We start from the raw sequence: 14,872 nt of genomic DNA, 5'->3' as shown, positions 1-14,872 counted from the left end.
TGCGCTCAGGCCACGTCTGCGGGGACGCAAGGCTGCAGTTGCCGCTGCCGTGCAGCCACCTCGTGCAGCAAGGCGCGCAGGCGCGGATGGCGCGCGCCGGCCAGCAGTGGTGCGAGCTGTTGCAAAAAGCCGGCGTGGCCACCTGCGATGGCGCGGCGCATCCATGTCTCGGCCTGATCCAGCTCGCCGCTGTCGGCAAGTAGGGTGGCGTAGCCGGCCTGGCCGCGGAAATCGCCCGCTTCGGCGGAGCGGCGGTACCACACGCATGCGGCCAGAGGGTCTGCAGCGCAGGCCAGGCCCTGGTCGAGATAGCGCGCCAGGAAGTTCATCGACTTGGCATGTCCGGCTTCGGCCGCGCGGTGGTACAGCGCCAATGCCTGCGCGTGGTCCTGCGCCACGCCGCGCCCGGAGGCGTACATGTGCGCCAGGTTGTACATGCCCCATGCCAGGCCATGTTCGGCGGCGCGGCGATACCACAGCACGGCCAGCACCGCGTTGATGGCGGTGCCGAACCCGAGCTCATGGCAGCGGCCCAGCTGGTTCATCGCCTCCGCACACCCTGCGTTGGCGGCCACTTCGTACCACAGCATCGCTGCAGCCGGATCTGCGGCAATGCCGCGTCCTTCGGCGTACATCTGCGCGAGCAGCAATTGTGCGCCTACGTCATGGTTCGCAGCGGCTTTGTGCAAGCGCGCACGTGCCTGTTCCGGCTGCGTGCGCAGCAACGCGCTCAGCTGCGCGATGTCCAGCGCCGGCTCAGACATCGGCCCATTGCCGCAGCAGGTTGTGATACACGCCGGTGAGCTGGATCAATGAGGGATGCCCGGGCGTGTCCTGGGTGAGGCGGCGGATCGAGACATCCAGCTCGAACAACAGGCGGCGCTGCGCAGCGTCGCGCAGCATGCTTTGTGCCCAGAAAAAGCACGCCACGCGCGCGCCACGTGTGACCGGCATGACCCTGTGCAGACTCGTGCCCGGATAGATCACCAGATGCCCGGCCGGCAGCTTGACCGACTGCGTGCCGTAGGTGTCTTCGATGACCAGCTCGCCACCGTCGTAGCTGTCCGGGTCGCTGAGAAACAGCGTGGCGGAGACATCGGTGCGCACCGCTTCGGCGCCGCCACGACTGCGGTCGTACCGCACCGCGTTGTCCACGTGATAGCCGAACGACTGCCCGCCGCTGTAGCGATTGAACAGTGGCGGATAGATCCTGCGCGGCAACACTGCCGAAAAGAACGTGCTGCTGCGTGCGAGTGCCTCCAGCACCAGCGCACCGGCCTCGCGTGCAACGGCGCTGTCTTCGGGCAACTGCGCGTTGTCCTTGGCCTGTGCCGACTGGTGACCGGCGGTGATGCGACCGTCTGCCCAGTCGGCCACGTCCAGCTGCGCGCGTAGCTGGCTGAGTTGCGCGGGGCTGAGCACATCGGGGATGGGCAACAACATGCAGTGGTCTCCACGTCGCCCGCGCAGCGCGCACGGCGTGCCTGAGGGTTAGAAGCTGAAGGTGGCGTTCAACACTGCCGAGCGGCCGTCACCCGGCAACGCCCAACCGCTGCCCGCCGTGACGGTTCCTGCGGCGTTGACGGTGAGGTTGTTGCGGATGCTGGTGTAGTACTCCTTGTCGAACAGGTTGTTGACGTTCAACTGCAGGCTGAGCCACGCATTGACGCGCAGGCCGACCATGGCGCGATGCACCCAATAGGCGTCGGTCTTGCGGTAGACCGCGGTCGAGGTGTTGTTCGGATAGAAGCTGCCCTGATAGTTGACGCCGTAGCCGAAGGTCCATTGGTTGAGCTGGTAGGTGGTCCAGAGATTGCCTGCGTTGCGCGGTGTCTGCACCAGTTCGCGCCCGGCGATGGGGTCGCCTGTCAGGCTGGCGGTGCGATTGGACACGCTCTGCAGCACTTCGCTGTCCAGGAAGGTGTAGTTGGCGAAGATGGACCAGCGCTCGGTCAGGTAGCCGGCCGCGCCCAGCGCAATGCCGTCCACACGTGCCTTGCCGTCCAGTACCTGCTCGGGGACCAGCGGGTCGCCGCTGTTGACCTTGTAGTTCTCGCGTTCGTTGCGGAACACCGCGGCGGTCAACGCCAGGCGCTCGTCCAACACATCCCACTTGCCGCCCAGTTCGAGATTGACCGCGGTTTCCGGTTCGACATTGCAGTTGGCACCCACGGTGGAGGTGGCAATCGGCGTGCACGAGCCGTTGACCGAGGCCTTCGATGGCGTCTTCGCATTTGCATAGGACAGATACAGGCTGGCGTTGTCGACCGGCTTGAACACCAGTCCGGCGCGATAGGAAAACAGATCGTCCTTGCTGCCGGCCGGGAAGCCTGCGGCCACGCCGGTGATGCCGCCGGTGGCGTTGACGGTATAGGTGGTGGTGTCGCCTTCGTTGTGCTCGTAGCGGCCGCCCAGGTTGAGCATCCATTGCTCGTTGAACTGCAGCGTGTCGAACAGGTACACCGCCTGGTTGGTCAGGCTGCCCTTGCTGCGGCCGGTGCGGAAATAGTGCTGCGGGCCGGTCCAGATGTTGTACGGGTTGTCGAACGACTGCAGCGGATAGGTGATGCCGGTAGTGGAGCCGTCGGCGTTGCGGAAGAGCGAACCGCTATCGAGTTCGAAGTCTTCCTTGCTGAAGGCGACGCCGGCGACCACGCGATGTTCGATTGCACCGGTGTGCAGCGTGGCGGTCAGATCGGTTTGGCTATGTGCGATGAAGTTTTCGGTGTCGCGCACCAGTCCGCGTGGCCCGCTGTTGGGGTTCCAGGTCGACGGCGGCTGGCCCACGCACGCGCGGCCGGTGTAGGCGTTGGTGTTGTTGGGCAGGCACCAGGTGCCCTCAGGTGCGGTGGCGGTGGTGCTCTGATCCACGCGCTGCAAGCGCGCCAGGCTGCGCAGTTTGACGTTGTCGTCGAAGTCCATTTCCAGCACGCCGGTGAGCATGTCCACGTCGATCTCCTGACGCGACACATTGCGATAGCCGTAATAGGTTTCGCGGTCCACGCCCGGCAACGGGCCATCGTTGAACGGGCTGAGCGCGAACGGCACGCCGTATTGCGGCAGGTTGTTGTCGTGCTGGTGCAAGTAGCTCAGCGTAAAGCGCGTGTCCGAACCCAGGCCGAAGGCCACCGACGGCGCAACGCCCCAACGGTGACGGAATTCTTCGTCGCGGCCCGGCACGTCCTGGGTGTGGCCCATCGCATTCAAGCGCACGGCGGTGCCGTTTTCGAAGTCGTAATTGCTATCGGCCGTGAGGCGGCCGTAACGGTCGCTGCCGCCGCCGATCATGACGTTGGTGAAGTTGCCCTGGCCGGCGCTCTTGGTGACCAGGTTGATGTTGCCGCCCACCGAGCCTGCGCCGGACATCGCAGAGTTGGCACCGTTGATGAGCTCGACGGATTCGAGGTTGAAGGTGTCGCTGCGGCTGTACTGCGCGCTGTCGCGCACGCCGTCGGTGGTGATGTCGCTGCTGGCGGTGAAGCCGCGCAGGTTGATGCTGTCGCCGTAGCCGCCACCGCCTTCGCCCGCGCCGAAGGTGATGCCGGGTAGGGTGCTGAGCACATCGCGCAGCGACAGCAGATTCTGCTGGTCCATGGTCTGCTTGGTGACCACGGTGATGGTCTGCGGCGTGTCGCGCAGGGCTTCTGTGTACTTGGGCGAAGACGGCTTCTGCGCACGTTCCTGCTGCACCCGGATCGCATCCAGATCCACCGCCCCTGGGGGCGCCGACACATCGTCGGGCTGGGCGAAAGCGGGAGCGGACAGCGTCAGCAACACGGCCGAAGCGAGCGGGGAAATGCTAGGCGTCATGGAAAGTCTCAAGGAGGATGCGAGGCTCCCACCTGGCGATGGCTTGGCGGATGCGGGATGGAATGCGTGGATGCTGCGCCGGCTAACCCGAAGCGCTGCGCCGACAGTCGCCCGAGCCAGGCAAGCCGAGGCGCTGCGCAAGGGCGCGCAGGCGAGGCGAACGAGCGGGGCAGGCGTCGGGCAGGGCTGGGTGCATGGGATCGCAGGCAGGCCAGTTGTTAAGAAGGCCTTAAGGATGATCTTAAATGCAAATCATTCTTCTTTGCAATATCTGCCAGTCGGTGGCAGACGCTGCGATGTGTGGCGCCGTGCAGCGGCACCGTCGCTGCAACGCGCCCGCTTCAACGATCGTCGCGGGTCCAGATGCCGTCGTGTTCGCGCTTGACCGGGAACTTGGGCACGGCCGTATAGGCAGGCGCGCACAGAGGGCGGCCGTCGCGGATATCGAAGCGCGCGCTATGCAACTGACATTCGATGGTGCCGGCTACCGGATCGAAGCTGCCAGGCGACAGCTCGTAGTCTTCGTGGCTGCAGCGGTCTTCCAGCGCGTACAAGGCGCCATCGAGGTTGAACACCACGATCGGCGTATCGGTGACCTCGTCCCAGACGGTCTGCATTTCACCGGGCAGCAGCGCATCGCTGGCACAGACGAAGGTCCAGGTGTCGCTCATGGGGTTGGCCCGTTCAACTGCTTTTCCAGCACTTCAAAACGCAGATCCTGGCGCAGCGGAATGCCGAAGCGCTCGTCGCCATACGGGAAGGGTTTGACGATGCCGGTGCGACGATACCCGCGCCGTTCGTAGAAGGCGATGAGTTCATCGCGCACATCGATGACGGTCATGCGTATCACCGGCAGCTGCCATTGGCGATGTACAAGGCGCTCGGCTTCGGCCAACAGCGTCTTGCCGAGCCCGCTGCCCTGCAACGAAGGATCCACCGCAAACATCCCGAAGTACCCGGCGCCGTGGTCATCGGCAATATGCGCACAGGCCACCAGACGCTCATCCTGTTCGACCACCAGCACCAGGCTGCGTTCGCGCAGGATATCGTCGCGCAGCACGGCCGGATCGATACGCGCACCCTCGAGAATATCGGCCTCGGTGGTCCAGCCCACGCGGCTGCTGTCGCCGCGATAGGCCGAAGTCACCAGCAGGACGAGAGCGTCGATGTCAGCGACGGTAGCGGTGCGGAAAGTGATGGTCTGCATGGAGACAGTTTAATCGGGAATGGGGAATGCGGAATGGGGGAAGCGCTGCGCTGCTCGATGAGCCGTGTTCCATACATCGCATGTCACCGGCGTTCGGGAGAACCGCTCTTTCGATTCTCCATTCCCGATTCCCGATTCCCATCAGCCCAACAGTCGACGCACCTTCACCAACGCGGCGACGAAGCGCTCGATTTCGTCGTGCGTGTTGTAGAACGCCAGTGACGCGCGGCAGGTGGCGGCGACACCGTAGTACTGCAGCAGCGGATGCGCGCAGTGTTGGCCCGAGCGCACCGCGACGCCTTCCAGGTCGAGCAGGGTGGCCAGGTCGTGCGCGTGCGCACCGTCGATCAGGAACGACACCACCGCGGCCTTGTCGGGCGTGGTGCCGAAGATGCGCAGGCCATCGATGCGTTGCAGTTCTTCGGTGAAGTGGGCGAGCAGTTCGGCTTCGCGTGCTTCCACGTGCGCCAGGCCGATCGATTCCAGGTAATCCACTGCCGCACCCAGGCCGACGAAACCGGCGATGTTGGGCGTGCCGGCTTCGAACTTATGCGGCGCATCGTTGAAGACGGTGTTCTCGAAGCTGACTTCCTTGATCATCTCGCCGCCGCCAAGAAACGGCGGCATCGCCTTCAGATGCTCGCGACGTGCCCACAGTGCGCCGGTGCCGGTGGGGCCGCACATCTTGTGCCCGGTGATGGCATAGAAATCGCAGCCGATGCTGGCCACGTCGATGCGCCGATGCGGTGCCGCCTGCGAGCCGTCCACCATGGTGACGATGCCGCGCTTACGCGCTTCGCGGCAGATCTCGCGTACCGGGTTGACCGTGCCCAGCACGTTGGACACGTGGGTGATCGCCAGCAGTTTGACGTCAGGTGTCATCGCCTTGCGCAAGCCATCCAGATCCAACGCGCCATCGGGCGTGATTTCGGCCACGCGGATGGTGGCGCCGGTACGCTGGGCCACCAGCTGCCACGGCACGATGTTGGCATGGTGCTCCATGCGCGAAATCAGGATCACATCGCCGGCGCCCAGCCGCGGCAATGCCCACGAATACGCCACCAGATTGATCGCGAAGGTGGTGCCGCTGCACAGCACCAGCTCATCGGCGCGGACGTTGAGAAAACGCGCCAGTTTGTTGCGCGCTCCCTCGAACGCGTCGGTCGCCTCGCTGCCGAGCGCATGCACGGCACGGCTTACGTTGGCGTTCTGGCGGCGGTAGAACTCGTCGGTGGCGGCAATCACCTGCAGCGGCTTCTGGCCGGTGTTCGCGTTGTCGAAATAGATCAGCGGCTTGCCATGCACCTGCCGCATCAGCAGCGGGAAATCCAGGCGCACGCGGTCCCAGTCGGGCGTTGCGCTGGGCGGAACGGCGGACACGTTCATGCCACGCCCGCCGAATTCAATGCACGGTCCAGTTGCAGCGCCAGCACGGCGCTCAAGGCGGGCGGCAGCACGCGCAAGGGTTCGTGACAGAACGCGGCACTCAGCAGGCGTTGCGCCTGTTCCTGCGGCAAGCCGCGCGAGCGCAGGTAGAACAAGGCGTTGTCGTCGAGCTGGCCCACCGTGGCGCCATGCGCGGCTTGTACCTCGTCGGCATCGATCACCAGCACCGGCTGGGTGTCGATTTCGGCATTGGACGACAGCAGCAGATTCTTGTTGGACAGCCGTGCATCGGTGCCGTCGGCACCTGCGCGGATGCGGATGCCACCATGGAAGACCACGCGGCTGCGGTCCGCGCCCACACCGCGCCATACCAGTTCGCAGGCGGTGTCGCGCGCGATGTGCTCGATGCCCAGCCGCGTGTCCACATGCCGGCGGCCGTTGCCGAGCAGCACGCCATTGGCGGTCAGCTGGGCGTTGTTGCCTTCCAGGCGCACGTTGAGCTCGTGCCGCGACAGGCCGGCACCCAGTTCCAGGTCCACGCGCTGGTAGCGCGCGTCGCGCGCCAGCACCGCGTCGGTGCGCAGCAGCGACGTCGCATGTGCGCTGCCGGCCTGCACGCGCGCGTGCGACAGCGCTGCGCCCTGTGCCAGATGCACGTGCATCACGCTGTTCTCCAGATGGGCGGCGTCGCCGACATGCAGGTGATGCTCGATTACCTGCAGCGCAGCGCCGGCACGCAATTCGATCAGATGGCGGTGATGCCACGACAGATCCTGCTCGCCGGCCACGCCGACGAACACCAAATGCAGTGGCAGCTCGATCTGCGCGCCGGCATGCACGCGCACCAGCACGCCTTCGTCGGCAAGCGCGGCATTCAGGCGCGCAAAGACCTCGTCGCTGCCGTCGAAGCGGCGGCCCAGTAACTGCTGCGCCTGGTCGCTTGCGGCCAACGATGCAGACAGCGTGTCCAACTGCACGCCTTCCGGCAACGTGGACAGATCGCTGAGCGCTTCGGACGGGCGGCCATTGACCAAGACCAGGCGCGGCGATGGGATATCGTCCAGCGCGGCCGCATCCACCAGCGTCGGGACCAACGGGGCGGGCTGAAAGCTGCGCCGTTCCAGCTGCCGCAACGAGGTGTATTTCCAGGCCTCGGCACGTGGGCCGGGCAGGCCGGTCTGCAGGGCGGCATCGAGCTCGGCGCGGCGTGCATCACTGCCGCTGAACCCGCGCGCCAGGGAGTCAAGCAGGGCACTCATCAGGCGGCAACCTCGGGCACGACGCGGTCTTTCAGGAAGTGATAACCGTGCTTTTCCAGTTCCAGCGCCAGTTCCGGGCCGCCGCTCTGTACGATGCGGCCCTCGGCCAGCACATGCACCACGTCCGGCTTGATGTAGTCGAGCAAGCGCTGATAGTGGGTGATGACCAGGAACGACCGCTCGGGCGAACGCAGCGCGTTGACGCCGTCGGCCACGCTCTTGAGCGCATCGATATCCAGGCCGGAATCGGTCTCGTCCAGAATGGCGAGCTTGGGCTCGAGCACGGCCAGCTGGAAGATCTCGTTGCGCTTCTTTTCCCCGCCAGAGAACCCTTCGTTGACGCCGCGATGCAGCAGCTCGTCCTTCAGATGCAGCACGGCCAGCTTCTGCCGCACCAGCTTGAGGAACTGCATCGAATCCAGCTCGTCTTCGCCACGCGCCTTGCGCTGCGCGTTCAGCGCGGCGCGCAGGAAATAGGTGTTGTTGACGCCGGGAATTTCCACCGGGTACTGAAAGGCCAGGAACAAGCCAGCGGCGGCGCGTTCTTCCGGCGGCAGGTCGAGAAGATCCTTGCCGTCGAACTGCACGCTGCCTGCGCTGACCTCATAGCCGTCTCGACCGGCCAGTACATTGCCCAGCGTGGACTTACCCGCGCCATTGGGACCCATGATGGCGTGTACCTGGCCGGGCTGGATGTCCAGCGACAGGCCCTTGAGGATGTCTTTGCCGGCGATGCTGGCGTGGAGGTTGTTGATTGTGAGCATGGGATTTTCCATCAGATTCTTTTAGCCCCTCTCCTACCGGGAGAGGGGTTGGGGTGAGGGTCGGCGCGAAGCCTCTCCTGGACTTGGGTACGCGAGGCTTCGCTCGTACCCTCATCCGGCGCTGCGCCCCCCTTCTCCCGGAGGGAGAAGGGTCGACGCGTCAGCCGACCGAGCCTTCCAGCGAGACTTCCAGCAGCTTCTTGGCTTCCACTGCGAACTCCATCGGCAGTTCGCGGAACACCTGCTTGCAGAAGCCGTCGACGATCAACGACACCGCATCTTCCTGGCTGATGCCACGCGCGCGGCAATAGAAGAGCTGGTCGTCGCTGATCTTGGAGGTGGTGGCCTCGTGTTCGACGGTGGCGCCCGGGTTCTTCACCTCGATATAGGGAAAGGTGTGAGCGCCGCACTGCTTGCCGATCAACAGCGAATCGCATTGCGTGTAGTTGCGTGCACCATCGGCATTGCGGTCCACCTTGACCTGGCCGCGATAGGTATTTTGGCCACGCCCGGCGCTGATGCCCTTGCTGACGATCTTGCTCTTGGTGCGCTTGCCGATGTGGATCATCTTGGTGCCGGTGTCGGCCTGCTGACGATGGTGGGTCAGCGCGACCGAATGGAATTCGCCCACCGAATCGTCGCCAATCAGCACGCAAGACGGGTACTTCCAGGTGATCGCAGAGCCGGTTTCGACCTGGGTCCAGGTCACCTTGCTACGCGCGCCACGGCATTCGGCACGCTTGGTGACGAAGTTGTAGATGCCGCCGCGGCCTTCCTCATCGCCCGGGTACCAGTTCTGCACGGTCGAGTACTTGATTTCTGCATCTTCCAGCGTCACCAGCTCGACGACCGCCGCATGCAGCTGGTTCTCGTCGCGCATGGGCGCCGTGCAGCCTTCCAGATACGAGACGTAGGCCTTGTCTTCGCACACGATCAAGGTGCGCTCGAACTGGCCTGTATGGCCGGCATTGATGCGGAAATAAGTGCTCAATTCCATCGGGCAACGCACGCCCTTGGGGATGAACACGAAACTGCCGTCGGAGAACACGGCCGAGTTGAGCGCAGCGAAATAGTTGTCGCCCACCGGCACAACGCTGCCCAGGTACTGCCTGACGATCTCCGGGTGTTCCTTGATGGCCTCGGACATCGAACAGAAGATCACGCCTTTTTCGGCCAGTTCCTTGCGGAAGGTGGTGCCGACCGAGACCGAATCGAACACTGCATCGACGGCGACGCCGGCCAGCTTGGCGCGCTCGTGCAACGGCACGCCCAGCTTGTCGTAGGTGTCCAGCAATTCCTTGGGCACTTCGTCCAGCGAGGCGTATTTCGGGCCCTTGGGCGCGGAGTAATAGCTCAGCGCCTGGAAGTCGATCGGCGAGATCTGCAGTTTCGCCCACTCCGGCATCGGCATCTTCAGCCAATGGCGATAGGCCTCAAGACGCCAGTCGGTCATCCATTGCGGCTCGTCTTTCTTGGCCGACAACGCGCGGATGACGTCTTCGTCCAGGCCGGGCGGGAGCGAGTCCGATTCGATTTCGGTGATGAAGCCGGCGTCGTAACGTCGACCCAACCGTTCGAGGATCTGCGCGTTCTGTGGAGGAGCAAGTTCGGTGGCCATTGGGCTGCCTACAGGTCAGGTGGTCGCGACGCGTGCGGCGATGGAACGCCGACGGGTGTCGCCAGGGAGAGAAAGGGGCTGCAACATCTGCGCGAGCGTGACGCGACGCAAGGCATCGCCGACCACGTCGTTGATCAGGCGCCAGTTCGAACGCACGCCACAGCGCTGCGCGATACCGCACTGGCTGTGGTCCTGGCTGCATTCGGTGATCGCCAACGGACCTTCCATCGCTTCGACGATCTCCACCAGGGTGATGTCGCTGGCGGCGCGCGCAAGTCGGTAGCCGCCGTGCACGCCGCGCAAGCCTTCAACCAGGCCTGCCTGCGACAACGGCTTGAGAATCTTGCTGACAGTCGGCGCTTCCAGACCGGCCTGTTCGGCCAGCTCGCTTGCGCTGAGCACCTGATCGCAGCGTGCCGCCAGGACGGTCAGCACGACGGTGGCGTAATCGGTGAGTTTGGTGACGCGCAACATGGGGAAGACGAAATCCGAAAGCGGACCGAAATTGTACTCTTTCCAGTAAGGCAGGGCCAACGGCGGGGTTCAGCCGCCGGCAAGCGTGGCCCGTTGCGGTGCACGCTGCGCTTGTGCTTGGCGCATTGGCGCGCTGCGGTCACAATGAGCGGCCCCATCACTGGACCCCTACATGTCGCGCAAAGTTGCCGCCCGCAAGTCTCGTATCCACGGCAATGGCATGTTCGCCCTCGCCCCGCTACGCAAGGGCGAGCGCATCATTCAGTACAAGGGGCGGCTGCGCACGCATGCCGAAGTGGATGCCGACGACACTGGCGACGTGGAGAGCGGGCATACCTTTTTGTTTACGCTCAGCGACGACTACGTGCTGGATGCCAACTACGAAGGCAATGTCGCACGCTGGATCAACCATAGCTGCGATCCCAATTGCGAAGCGGTGATCGAAGAAGCCGAGGGCGACGACCGCCGCAAGGACAAGATCTTCATCGAGGCCAAACGCGACATCAAACCCGGCGAAGAGCTCACCTATAACTACGGCATCACCCTTGCCGAGCGTCACACGCCACGCCTGAAGAAAATTTGGGAGTGCCGCTGCGGCTCGAAGAATTGCACCGGAACGATGCTGCAGCCCAAGCGCTGAGCATGAAGGTGGCGTCATGCGCTGACGCCACGCACACATCGGTTCACGGGTGCGCAACGGCGCGCTTTCTAGGTTTGGGCTTCTTTTTTAAGAGGAGCCCCGCATGTCTTATTCGCTTACAGGCAAGACGGTTGCCGTGCTGGCCACCGATGGCTTCGAGCAATCCGAACTGACCGAGCCCAAGCGCCTGCTGGAAAGTTGGGGTGCCAAGGTCGAGGTGATCGCGCCAGGCGACAGCGCACAGATTCGCGCCTGGAATCACACAGATTGGGGCGATTCGGTAGCGGTCGATCGGCAGCTGGAACAGGCAACAGCCGAATCCTACGACGCACTGGTATTGCCTGGCGGGGTGCTCAATCCCGATACGCTGCGCACCGATAAGCAGGCAATCGCGTTCATTCGCGCGTTTTCGACCGCACAAAAACCGGTGGCGGCGATCTGCCATGGGCCGTGGCTGTTGCTCGAAAGCGACTTGGTCCGTGACCGCGAGGTCACCTCATGGCCGTCGGTCAAGACGGACCTGATCAATGCCGGCGCGCGCTGGCAGGATGCCGAAGTGGTGGTCGATGGCCAGCTGATTACCAGCCGCAAACCGGACGACATTCCTGCATTCGCCGCGGCAGTGGCCAAGGCCTTGGCTGCATAGGCTCTTCACTGGCCAGTGTCAGCTCGAAACAAGAAGGCCCGGCGCAGGTGCGTCGGGCCTTTCCATCTGGAGTGGTGCGTGGGTTACGCCATCGACGCCAACCCAGGCGGGCCTACTTCCCTGACAGCGCTGCCGCGGGCACCATCTGCTCGATGTTCTGGTTGAAGTTGACCGCCACCCGCCCGTTCTGGATGCCGACCGATTCCACCTGCACCGCACCCATCACGGACGCAATCGCCGGATCGATTCGGTAGATCGGTTCCTTGCGCGCGTAGTCGGCCAGCCAGGTATTGAGCAGCTGCCGCGTGCTGTGGTCGAGCTTTGCGCCCGCGTGGGCGGGGCGGAAGTCGTCGATGCTGGGTTGGTCGAGATAGAAGCCCTGCTTGGCCACGTCGTAGCGCAGTGCGCTCGTCAAGGTCACATTGCCGAACGGTGCAGGAGCGCCGCCCGCGGTCGCCACGGCAAGATCGAACGCCATCTTGAGCCGATCGCCTGGCGGCAACGATAGCGCCGGGTTGCTGACCGTCATTGCGATCAGCCCGCCCAGCGTGTCGTGTGTCTGCGGGAAGCGGCCACCCAGATACTGCTGCAGGTCGCTGGCCTGCACGCTGATCTGTTTTCCCTGGATCTGCGGTGCGGCCCAGGCGCTGGTGATGGGCATTGCCAAGGCGAGGGCGAGCATGGATCCGGCAAGCGAACGCAGTTTCATCGGGTGACTCCGGCGACAGGTGACATCACCTTAGTCGGCGCCGGTGAACCACGGGTTAGCGCAACACCGGTCGCAGCGTGGCCGAATAGATTTCCCAGCCATCGCTACCGGCGCGGGGTTGCAGCCGGTATGCGCCCACCAGGCGTTGCGTGCCGGTGGTGGTGCGTACCGTCAATTGCACCGGCACTTCGATACGCTGTGGCGGCTGCGCCTGATCCAGCGCAATGGGCGGGTCGTTGTTGATGCGCATCGATTGGATGTTGGCGATGGCACGCAAGGCAGCGTCGTCCGGCACCGGGGCAGGGCGGCCGCCGGTCCATAAGGCATCGGCCTGCGCGCGCGCCGCTCCCGGCAACGCGCCGAGGTAACGTTGAACGGTGGCGCTTGCTTGGGCGTAGCTGGCCAGCGCAAGAGCATCGGTGGGATCGGACGCAGGGGCAGGTGCTGCGGTCGTGGTGCCGGCAGTGCCCTTATCGAGCGGGCGCGATGCGCTCGCAGCATGCGTCGCCGGCGCGTCGTTTGCCTGCGGATCGCCAGTGCGATGACAGCTGCAACCAGAAAGTGCGGCTGCGACAACGAGCATTCCCATCCAGCGCATGGCGCGTCCCCATCCCCGAGGTGCGCAGTGTAGCGGGTACGTGCGGCGATGCGTCTTCAGGCGCCGGTGGCGGGGTGCACGCGCTGCAGGCGTTCCAGCAGCAGCTGCAGTTTGGGACGCAATGCGTCCAGTGCATCGCTGGGCTGGGCGCGTGGGCGGGCCGCCAGGTCTTCCAGCAATTGCGAGCCTACGGTCAGTGCCGCGCATTCGTCGCTGCTCAGATCGCGGCGCAGGTGTAGTTCTTCGAGCAGCCGCATCCAGTCGGCGCGCGAACGTTGTTCGAATTCGATGGTGCAGCGGTCGTCACAAGGGCGGCCGTCGTTTTCGATAGGCGTGACCGTGATGCGATAGCGTTTGCGGGACATATGGGGCGCGTCGTTCTGGGCTGTGCTCACCATAGGCGCAGGACGCAACCGTCTCGATAGGGTGGCCCATGACGCAGTGTTCCAACGTGCTCAGTTTGCTGGCTGTGCGGCGGGTTTGCGCAGAAGCGGCAGCGGATCGTACGCACCGTTGCGTCCATAGACACCATAGTGCAGGTGTGGCGGCGTGCCGCGCGCATTGCCGGTGGTGCCGACCTTGCCAAGCAGGGTGCCGGGCTCGACCACATCGCCTACTGCTAGGCCGGCAGCCCAGTCGTCAAGATGCGCGTAGTAATGCCGTTCCATCGCCGGACCCAGGAGCCAGACCTGTTTTCCGCCCAGGCCCTGGTCGCGGATGGCGCTGACCACGCCGCGCGTTGCCGCGACCACCGATGTACCGCGTGGCGCGAAGATATCCACGCCCGCGTGCGTGCGGTCGCGGCCACGGGGTGCGCCAAAGGTGTCGGCAATCTGTCGCGCACGCACGCCTTCCACCGGCACATGCAACTGCGCAGGCGGCGGCATTTGCGACAGCTCCCAGCTGGTATGGAGCTGATGGGCGATCGGCAGCTGCCAGGCCCAGCGCGCGGCCACCGCCAGCACGCACAACAGCGCAATCGAGATAACGATGCTGCGCAGCCGACGTGCGCGGCTAGGTGTGGAGACTCGGTGTGGTGGCGACGGGGTGTTCGACGGACCGGTCACAGGCACCTGCAGATGGCGAATCAGCATGCAGGGTAGGGCAGTGCCGATGAGCGGTATGTGCTGCACATCGCGGCGCGATGGCAAAAAAAAGACGGCCCGTGGGCCGTCTTCGTGACACCGGAGACGTGCTGGATTAGAGCGCCGCGTCCTTCAACCTCTTCATCATGCGGGACTTGAGCTTGGTGGTCGCCGGCTTGGCGGCGAAGATCTGCTCTTCCTTGGTGAACGGGTTGATGCCCTTGCGCTTCGGCTTGGCCGGCACGTGCACGGTGGTCAGCTTGAGCATGCCCGGGATGGTGAAGGTGCCGACGCCCTTCTTGCTCAGCGAGGCGTGTGCGGTGGCTTCCAGCGACGCCAGCACGGCGCGGACGTCCTTCGGAGCCAACTGGGTGCTTTCGGCAATGTGCGCGACCAGGCCGGTCTTGCTCAGTGCTTCCTTGATCGGCTTGGGCGCAGCGGACTTGGCAGCAGCGGCCTTGGCCGGCTTTGCGGTCTTGGTCGCGGCGACCTTTTTCACTGCCTTCTTGGGGGCAGCCTTCTTAGCGGCGGTTTTTGCCATGAGTGATGTGTTCCGTATTCGTTGGTGGTGTTGGGTCTGCCGACCCAGTCGGCAACGCGAAATGTAGGGCAACTGCTGCGCGTCGCCAATAGGTAAACGATGAAACAGCACGAAAAAAGCATCTTTCGACGGGGA

General features: G+C 64.4%; 17 protein-coding genes. 2 read left to right on the top strand and 15 right to left on the bottom strand.

Annotated elements, in window-relative coordinates; translation table 11 throughout:
- Positions 1–5: 5 nt before the first annotated feature.
- From AMD14_RS15350 to AMD14_RS15305, 10 genes are all read right to left on the bottom strand, one after another.
- The gene (locus AMD14_RS15350; RefSeq protein WP_005913322.1) at positions 6–764 is read right to left on the bottom strand and encodes a tetratricopeptide repeat protein; all 759 of its coding nucleotides are present in this window, start codon (positions 762–764) and stop codon (positions 6–8) included.
- Positions 757–1,443 (bottom strand): Fe2+-dependent dioxygenase, encoded by a 687-nt coding sequence (locus AMD14_RS15345; protein WP_005913321.1) that lies wholly within the window; start codon positions 1,441–1,443, stop codon positions 757–759. Before AMD14_RS15345 ends, AMD14_RS15350 begins: the two co-directional genes overlap by 8 nt.
- A 48-nt stretch (positions 1,444–1,491) precedes the next feature.
- Positions 1,492–3,810, bottom strand: coding sequence for a TonB-dependent receptor (locus AMD14_RS15340; RefSeq protein ID WP_015463444.1), 2,319 nt, complete (start codon positions 3,808–3,810; stop codon positions 1,492–1,494).
- Between the two features lie 341 nt (positions 3,811–4,151).
- Entirely contained in the window at positions 4,152–4,481 is a 330-nt protein-coding gene (locus tag AMD14_RS15335) for a non-heme iron oxygenase ferredoxin subunit (protein ID WP_003487771.1), read from the bottom strand.
- Positions 4,478–5,017, bottom strand: coding sequence for a GNAT family N-acetyltransferase (locus tag AMD14_RS15330; RefSeq protein ID WP_011051934.1), 540 nt, complete (start codon positions 5,015–5,017; stop codon positions 4,478–4,480). The genes AMD14_RS15335 and AMD14_RS15330 overlap by 4 nt, the downstream gene beginning before the upstream one ends.
- A 141-nt stretch (positions 5,018–5,158) precedes the next feature.
- On the bottom strand, positions 5,159–6,403 hold the full coding sequence (locus AMD14_RS15325) for a cysteine desulfurase (RefSeq protein WP_011051933.1): 1,245 nt from the start codon (positions 6,401–6,403) through the stop codon (positions 5,159–5,161).
- Complete coding sequence (gene sufD, locus AMD14_RS15320; protein ID WP_011051932.1) at positions 6,400–7,662, bottom strand: Fe-S cluster assembly protein SufD; 1,263 nt, start codon at positions 7,660–7,662, stop codon at positions 6,400–6,402. The genes AMD14_RS15325 and sufD overlap by 4 nt, the downstream gene beginning before the upstream one ends.
- Positions 7,662–8,426, bottom strand: coding sequence for a Fe-S cluster assembly ATPase SufC (gene sufC / locus AMD14_RS15315; RefSeq protein ID WP_003487762.1), 765 nt, complete (start codon positions 8,424–8,426; stop codon positions 7,662–7,664). The genes sufD and sufC overlap by 1 nt, the downstream gene beginning before the upstream one ends.
- A gap of 160 nt (positions 8,427–8,586) precedes the next feature.
- Positions 8,587–10,044: a Fe-S cluster assembly protein SufB gene (sufB, locus tag AMD14_RS15310; protein ID WP_003487760.1), complete on the bottom strand. Its 1,458-nt coding sequence runs from the start codon at positions 10,042–10,044 to the stop codon at positions 8,587–8,589.
- A gap of 15 nt (positions 10,045–10,059) precedes the next feature.
- Positions 10,060–10,518: an SUF system Fe-S cluster assembly regulator gene (locus tag AMD14_RS15305; protein WP_003487759.1), complete on the bottom strand. Its 459-nt coding sequence runs from the start codon at positions 10,516–10,518 to the stop codon at positions 10,060–10,062.
- 172 nt (positions 10,519–10,690) lie between these two features.
- On the opposite strand from AMD14_RS15305, the gene AMD14_RS15300 reads away from it, so the two are divergent.
- Both AMD14_RS15300 and AMD14_RS15295 read left to right on the top strand, forming a co-directional pair.
- Positions 10,691–11,158, top strand: coding sequence for an SET domain-containing protein (locus AMD14_RS15300; RefSeq protein ID WP_003487757.1), 468 nt, complete (start codon positions 10,691–10,693; stop codon positions 11,156–11,158).
- 103 nt (positions 11,159–11,261) lie between these two features.
- A complete protein-coding gene (locus tag AMD14_RS15295) occupies positions 11,262–11,804 on the top strand; it encodes a type 1 glutamine amidotransferase domain-containing protein (RefSeq protein WP_003487751.1) in 543 nt (180 codons plus the stop codon).
- A 112-nt stretch (positions 11,805–11,916) separates the two neighbouring features.
- Here the strand turns inward: AMD14_RS15295 and AMD14_RS15290 are convergent, their stop codons facing one another.
- The 5 genes from AMD14_RS15290 to AMD14_RS15270 all read right to left on the bottom strand — a co-directional run bounded on the left by AMD14_RS15290 (position 11,917) and on the right by AMD14_RS15270 (position 14,737).
- Positions 11,917–12,513, bottom strand: coding sequence for a YceB family lipoprotein (locus AMD14_RS15290; RefSeq protein WP_011051931.1), 597 nt, complete (start codon positions 12,511–12,513; stop codon positions 11,917–11,919).
- 55 nt (positions 12,514–12,568) lie between these two features.
- The gene (locus AMD14_RS25575; RefSeq protein ID WP_005913301.1) at positions 12,569–13,111 is read right to left on the bottom strand and encodes a hypothetical protein; all 543 of its coding nucleotides are present in this window, start codon (positions 13,109–13,111) and stop codon (positions 12,569–12,571) included.
- 56 nt (positions 13,112–13,167) lie between these two features.
- Positions 13,168–13,509, bottom strand: a complete 342-nt coding sequence (locus AMD14_RS15280) for a DUF3861 family protein (RefSeq protein ID WP_011051930.1) — start codon at positions 13,507–13,509, stop codon at positions 13,168–13,170.
- A 57-nt stretch (positions 13,510–13,566) separates the two neighbouring features.
- Complete coding sequence (locus AMD14_RS15275; RefSeq protein ID WP_015472435.1) at positions 13,567–14,205, bottom strand: M23 family metallopeptidase; 639 nt, start codon at positions 14,203–14,205, stop codon at positions 13,567–13,569.
- 106 nt (positions 14,206–14,311) lie between these two features.
- Positions 14,312–14,737: an HU family DNA-binding protein gene (locus AMD14_RS15270; protein ID WP_003489904.1), complete on the bottom strand. Its 426-nt coding sequence runs from the start codon at positions 14,735–14,737 to the stop codon at positions 14,312–14,314.
- Positions 14,738–14,872: the final 135 nt, after the last annotated feature.

It is taken from the genome of Xanthomonas citri pv. citri, assembly GCF_000961215.1.
Taxonomy (GTDB): Bacteria; Pseudomonadota; Gammaproteobacteria; order Xanthomonadales; family Xanthomonadaceae; genus Xanthomonas; species Xanthomonas cissicola.
The sequence above is the reverse complement of the archived record's forward strand: the minus strand, read 5'-3'. Positions and strand labels throughout refer to the sequence as shown.

What these genes read in the sequence shown, in the direction of transcription:
- AMD14_RS15350 (WP_005913322.1), bottom strand. Translation starts at nt 764, where the DNA reads ATGTCTGAGCCGGCGCTGGACATCGCGCAGCTGAGCGCGTTGCTGCGC.
- AMD14_RS15345 (WP_005913321.1), bottom strand. Translation starts at nt 1,443, where the DNA reads ATGTTGTTGCCCATCCCCGATGTGCTCAGCCCCGCGCAACTCAGCCAG.
- AMD14_RS15340 (WP_015463444.1), bottom strand. Translation starts at nt 3,810, where the DNA reads ATGACGCCTAGCATTTCCCCGCTCGCTTCGGCCGTGTTGCTGACGCTG.
- AMD14_RS15335 (WP_003487771.1), bottom strand. Translation starts at nt 4,481, where the DNA reads ATGAGCGACACCTGGACCTTCGTCTGTGCCAGCGATGCGCTGCTGCCC.
- AMD14_RS15330 (WP_011051934.1), bottom strand. Translation starts at nt 5,017, where the DNA reads ATGCAGACCATCACTTTCCGCACCGCTACCGTCGCTGACATCGACGCT.
- AMD14_RS15325 (WP_011051933.1), bottom strand. Translation starts at nt 6,403, where the DNA reads ATGAACGTGTCCGCCGTTCCGCCCAGCGCAACGCCCGACTGGGACCGC.
- sufD (WP_011051932.1), bottom strand. Translation starts at nt 7,662, where the DNA reads ATGAGTGCCCTGCTTGACTCCCTGGCGCGCGGGTTCAGCGGCAGTGAT.
- sufC (WP_003487762.1), bottom strand. Translation starts at nt 8,426, where the DNA reads ATGCTCACAATCAACAACCTCCACGCCAGCATCGCCGGCAAAGACATC.
- sufB (WP_003487760.1), bottom strand. Translation starts at nt 10,044, where the DNA reads ATGGCCACCGAACTTGCTCCTCCACAGAACGCGCAGATCCTCGAACGG.
- AMD14_RS15305 (WP_003487759.1), bottom strand. Translation starts at nt 10,518, where the DNA reads ATGTTGCGCGTCACCAAACTCACCGATTACGCCACCGTCGTGCTGACC.
- AMD14_RS15300 (WP_003487757.1), top strand. Translation starts at nt 10,691, where the DNA reads ATGTCGCGCAAAGTTGCCGCCCGCAAGTCTCGTATCCACGGCAATGGC.
- AMD14_RS15295 (WP_003487751.1), top strand. Translation starts at nt 11,262, where the DNA reads ATGTCTTATTCGCTTACAGGCAAGACGGTTGCCGTGCTGGCCACCGAT.
- AMD14_RS15290 (WP_011051931.1), bottom strand. Translation starts at nt 12,513, where the DNA reads ATGAAACTGCGTTCGCTTGCCGGATCCATGCTCGCCCTCGCCTTGGCA.
- AMD14_RS25575 (WP_005913301.1), bottom strand. Translation starts at nt 13,111, where the DNA reads ATGCGCTGGATGGGAATGCTCGTTGTCGCAGCCGCACTTTCTGGTTGC.
- AMD14_RS15280 (WP_011051930.1), bottom strand. Translation starts at nt 13,509, where the DNA reads ATGGTGAGCACAGCCCAGAACGACGCGCCCCATATGTCCCGCAAACGC.
- AMD14_RS15275 (WP_015472435.1), bottom strand. Translation starts at nt 14,205, where the DNA reads ATGCTGATTCGCCATCTGCAGGTGCCTGTGACCGGTCCGTCGAACACC.
- AMD14_RS15270 (WP_003489904.1), bottom strand. Translation starts at nt 14,737, where the DNA reads ATGGCAAAAACCGCCGCTAAGAAGGCTGCCCCCAAGAAGGCAGTGAAA.